Below are 4,510 nucleotides of genomic sequence, written 5' to 3'. Positions count from 1 at the left end.
TTTTGACAGTTGACAAATATTCTGTTTAACTAATATTAGCAAACATTAATTTGCTATTTTATTTAAATCTCATATCTATCGCAAATACTCAAGCCGCTGAATTTTGGCGATGTGATAGTGCAAACATTCGCCACTGAGGACACACAAGCACTCTACCAGACTAACCTTCCCACTTTAGGTCAGAAGCATCATGAAAATGCTACATAAGACACTACTAGTCTACAGAAGAAATCTTACTTTTATATTGCGCTTAATAGATCGACTTAAGTTCGATCTACTTCATAACATCTGCCTATGTTACTTATCCTGCTCCATATCTTGGCTACTAACAATACGAAAAGCGAGCAGCCGACCCAATAATCAAGTTACACATAACAATGCAAAAAGCTCCAGGGGCTGCCACGGCTTTACGCTAGTGGAACTATTAGTCACTGTATCTGTACTGGCTATTATAGCAACCATCGCTGCTCCAGCACTCCAGACCCAATTAGCAGGCATGGAAGCCAAGCGTGTCGAAAGTCAATTAAGAGGCTCGCTGACCCGAGCAAAAGCTGAAAGTTATATAAGACGGCAGAATGTACTATTATGCTTATCCAATGACGGAGGGCGCTGCCATAGGGACAGTGATAAGACGCTTTTGTTGTTTATCGACAACAATAATAACAATCATTTTGACAACACTGTGGACCAGTTAATCATTCAGCAATCACTAAACCTTCGATATAGTAAGTTGAGCTTGAGGGTTGGTAGCAGGCGTCACTACACAAAGTTTTGGGGTGATAGTGGTAAGCCACGTGGGCATTTTGGTCATATCAAGTACTGTCCAACAGTCACTTATAACAAGTCAAAATATCTCATCTCTTTCAATCAGACTGGCATTATTAAGCAAAAGCTGGATGAAAACCATCCTACCCAATGTGACAGTTAGTAAGTTCATTAGACATATGAATTATTAAATCAACCATAGTAATGAGGATATCTTGGTATCGGCAACTCACGAAAATGAGAGATCGTAGAGTAACGAGAGAGCTTATTTTATTTATAACGTTGCTGTTGCTGCCACAGTAGACGGCTTTGTAATGGCTGATAATCCAATAAATGATCGATCAGATGACGATGGAACTTCGACCAGTTATTCAATGTCACTTCGGTAATATTTAATTGGACCATTGAGATAATATCTGCACCGACAAAAACCGTACGACCTGCGCCACTGTCTATATGCTCTGACTCTGTGTTAGTTTGCGATACGACGACCAAGCCAACTTCAGGCAAAAACTGATACAGACAATCAGGTTCGATGGCTTCTTGCATACTATCGTGAGTTAGCGTGAGGGTAAATCCTAACTCATCGAATAAATGCTGCTCGAACTGGCGCAGGCACAAGCGCAACTCATTACGGCTCAGTGGTTGCTTGAGTTGATACAGACTATTTTGATAATGCTGCCACAATGTAGGCATCGGGTCTTCAGTCGGTAACAGTCGCCACAGTATCTCATTTAAATACAGTGCCGAATACTGCTGCTGACCGGCGATAGTCTCATAGGCCACTGACCCTAGCACGTCAACAGTATCGGCTGAATTGCCGGAAATATCTATTTGAGTTGTATTTTTTGGTGCGAGGTTGATTTGACTGAACGTCTTAAGATCTCGTTTACCAGTGGCAAAGAGTTGCAGCGGCATAAATAGAGGTGCGCCCTTTTCCCCGATCCCATGTATCACACCATGTTGATAAGAAAATAGATAATATAAGGCGCGTTTTTCTTGATAAGGGCGCTGATGTAATAAGTAACCAACCAATGCTTCATTACGCATATCTCATTACCTCAGCGCTGGCGTGTCGCAACATTTATAAAAGCAACTCGCTTACAAAAGTCTAAGCGTGTTTGCTATTAATAGCCTAGACTGGTCAATGCACGCTCATCGTCAGACCAACCACGTTTCACTTTCACCCACAGTGTCAACATGATTTTTTTGTCAAAAAGCTGCTCCATGTCTTTGCGAGCATCCATACCAACTTGTTTAATACGCTGACCTTTATCACCAATTACAATGGCTTTTTGCCCACTGCGTTCGACATAAATAGTCGCATCAATAAACGTACAAGCCTTGCGTGGGCGACCAGTCTTTGCATCAGTATGTGCAGGCTCGTCTTTAAACTCATCAATCTGCACAGTCAAGTCGTATGGCACTTCATCCCCAGCACTACGCATGATTTTTTCGCGAATGATTTCACTGGCCAAAAACCGCTCTGAGCGATCGGTGATTTGTTCGGTATCATAAATAGGCGCAGCAACAGGTAGATGTGACGCAATCACTTCTTGTAATCGATCTAGGTTTTGGTTTTTTTGTGCAGAGACGGGCACGATATCAGCAAAATCGAAGCTTTCATGGAACGTTTCGATAAGTGGTAAAATACTGCCTTTATCTTTTAAAGTATCAGCTTTGTTGATGACAAGCACCACGGTTAAATCTGTATTACCGAGCTTTTGCAAAGTTAATAAGTCATCCTCACGCCACTGGTCTGAATCCACAACGAATAATACCAAGTCAACATCCACTAACGCTGATGTAGCAGCTTGGTTCATGCGTTCGTTGATGGCGCGTACTTCGTTGCCATGAATACCTGGCGTGTCAACGAATACAGCTTGCATTTCTTGGTTTGACAAAATACCGTGAATACGATGCCGAGTTGTTTGTGGTTTACGTGACGTAATCGATAGCTTTTGACCCAATAAGTGATTCATCAATGTTGATTTACCCACGTTGGGGCGACCAACGATTGCGACATAGCCCGATCTGAAGTCCTCAGCAATGCTAGTATTATTGCTAGGCGCAAAAAAAGCATCGATTGCCTTATCATTTTCAGTTACTACGTTATTTTGGTTGGCTTTTATCTCTGTGTTTTCAGTCATAGGTTCCGTATTATCTGCATTGTTTGATGGCAAATCAGGGCGATTGCTCATAGGGTAATCCTGTAGAGTTTACGATCAGCTAAACATTGCTTGATAGCGTATTCCAAGTACCGGTACTAAAAAAGCAGTATCAGTACTAAAAAAGCAGTATCGTTCTAGCTGGAAAGCATGTAGGTTTTGACGAAATATTATGTTTTAAATAAGTCGAATCAACGTTTTTGAAGCTTCATATAGGTTTGGAGTCATTAGCGTAATATAAGTCCGAGTATCAGTTATCAACGCTTTTTGGCTGAATTTGGCAATTTATGCAGCTGATTGATCATCAGCTCTGCGGCTTTTTGCTCCGCAATACGGCGACTCTCACCAGATTCAGTAATATCAGGACAGCTCTTAATATTAACATGGCAACGCACGACGAAAATCTGATGTGGGGCATTACCTCTTGTTTCCACCAACTCGTATTGCGGTAGATCAAACTGCTTTGATTGTAACCATTCCTGCAATCGACTCTTGGCATCCTTTAAAGCTTTTTGGTCATTGACGTTATCAATTAAATCGCCATACCACGACAGTACGCAATTACGTGTGACGTCCATTTCTTGACTATCCAAATAAATAGCACCAATCAAAGACTCCACAGCATCAGCCAGTATCGAGGCGCGATTGCGCCCCCCGCCTTTGCGCTCACCCACCCCTAATATAAGATGATTAGAAAGCTCTAGGTTCTGCGCAATAATAACCAACGACTCCTGACGCACCAAGGTCGCTCGCATACGCGTCAAGCGCCCTTCATTTTGACTGGGGTAGCGGTGGTACAAAGCCTCTCCCACGATCATTCCTAATAACGCATCACCCAAAAACTCTAAACGCTCATAGTTTTTTTTGCTATCAAATGAACGGTGCGTCAGTGCAAGTTTTGGCAGGCTCATGTCTTTGAACACATAGCCTAGCTTGCGTGTCAGTCGCTGCATAGACTCTGATTTAGCGACAAGCGTATCAGTGGACTTGCTATTTTTTTTTGCGTTAGGAACCGCTTGGGAGTGCTGCGAATTTGGTTTCATGTGTGGCTTATGGTTATCCCTTCTGTTTAACTGGTTTAAATAATAGTATACGGCAGTTTATTAGTTTATTGATAAAGACAAAAAATAGTCTGGAACTTTTCTTCCTCTTCTGGAGCTTTCCTACTCTAAGGTGGTTTCTCCAATATCGCCTTCGAAACGATTGATAATATCTACATTAGCAAAGAAGTTATTAGTAATATCGTAATCCTTACGGATAGCTAATTCACCTATTTTTTTATTAGTAAAAACAATCACTTCATCTGCTCTTGTATCATAGTCGGCATTGATTGATAACTGCCTATTAACACGCTGAATGAATTGATTGGACGTTTCTTTATTTTCGTTTGACTTTTTAAGCTCTGCGCTTAGAGTTTTGCTCAATTGGTAATCACCGATCTGAGCCGGCACGATAGCCACTGCTAATTTAGCAGCGACACCCAAAACCATAATAATTAAAATAATACTTGTCACACTCGCACCGCGCTGCGTGGCCAATCCAGATAACTGCTGCATTATTGTACCCCTTTACTGGCA

Annotated in this window: 5 protein-coding genes; 1 reads left to right on the top strand and 4 read right to left on the bottom strand. The window is 41.8% G+C overall.

Going from position 1 to position 4,510, the window contains the following annotated elements:
- Nucleotides 1–190: 190 nt before the first annotated feature.
- A complete protein-coding gene (locus L0J61_RS09525) occupies nucleotides 191–928 on the top strand; it encodes a Tfp pilus assembly protein FimT/FimU (RefSeq protein WP_367651951.1) in 738 nt (245 codons plus the stop codon).
- Nucleotides 929–1,035: 107 nt separating this feature from the next.
- Here L0J61_RS09525 and L0J61_RS09520 read toward each other — a convergent pair whose 3' ends face one another.
- The 4 genes from L0J61_RS09520 to L0J61_RS09505 all read right to left on the bottom strand — a co-directional run bounded on the left by L0J61_RS09520 (nucleotide 1,036) and on the right by L0J61_RS09505 (nucleotide 4,489).
- Entirely contained in the window at nucleotides 1,036–1,815 is a 780-nt protein-coding gene (locus L0J61_RS09520; protein ID WP_301466211.1) for a DNA repair protein RecO, read from the bottom strand.
- A gap of 77 nt (nucleotides 1,816–1,892) precedes the next feature.
- Entirely contained in the window at nucleotides 1,893–2,915 is a 1,023-nt protein-coding gene (gene era / locus L0J61_RS09515) for a GTPase Era (protein ID WP_301466213.1), read from the bottom strand.
- Between the two features lie 275 nt (nucleotides 2,916–3,190).
- Nucleotides 3,191–3,976 carry a ribonuclease III gene (gene rnc, locus L0J61_RS09510; RefSeq protein ID WP_301466210.1) on the bottom strand — a complete coding sequence of 262 codons (786 nt, stop codon included), beginning with the start codon at nucleotides 3,974–3,976 and terminating at the stop codon, nucleotides 3,191–3,193.
- Nucleotides 3,977–4,096: 120 nt separating this feature from the next.
- Nucleotides 4,097–4,489, bottom strand: coding sequence for a DUF4845 domain-containing protein (locus tag L0J61_RS09505; RefSeq protein WP_301466209.1), 393 nt, complete (start codon nucleotides 4,487–4,489; stop codon nucleotides 4,097–4,099).
- Nucleotides 4,490–4,510: the final 21 nt, after the last annotated feature.

It is taken from the genome of Psychrobacter sp., assembly GCF_030457785.1.
In the GTDB taxonomy this organism is placed as follows: Bacteria; Pseudomonadota; Gammaproteobacteria; order Pseudomonadales; family Moraxellaceae; genus Psychrobacter.
This window is presented reverse-complemented; position numbering and strand designations above follow the sequence as displayed.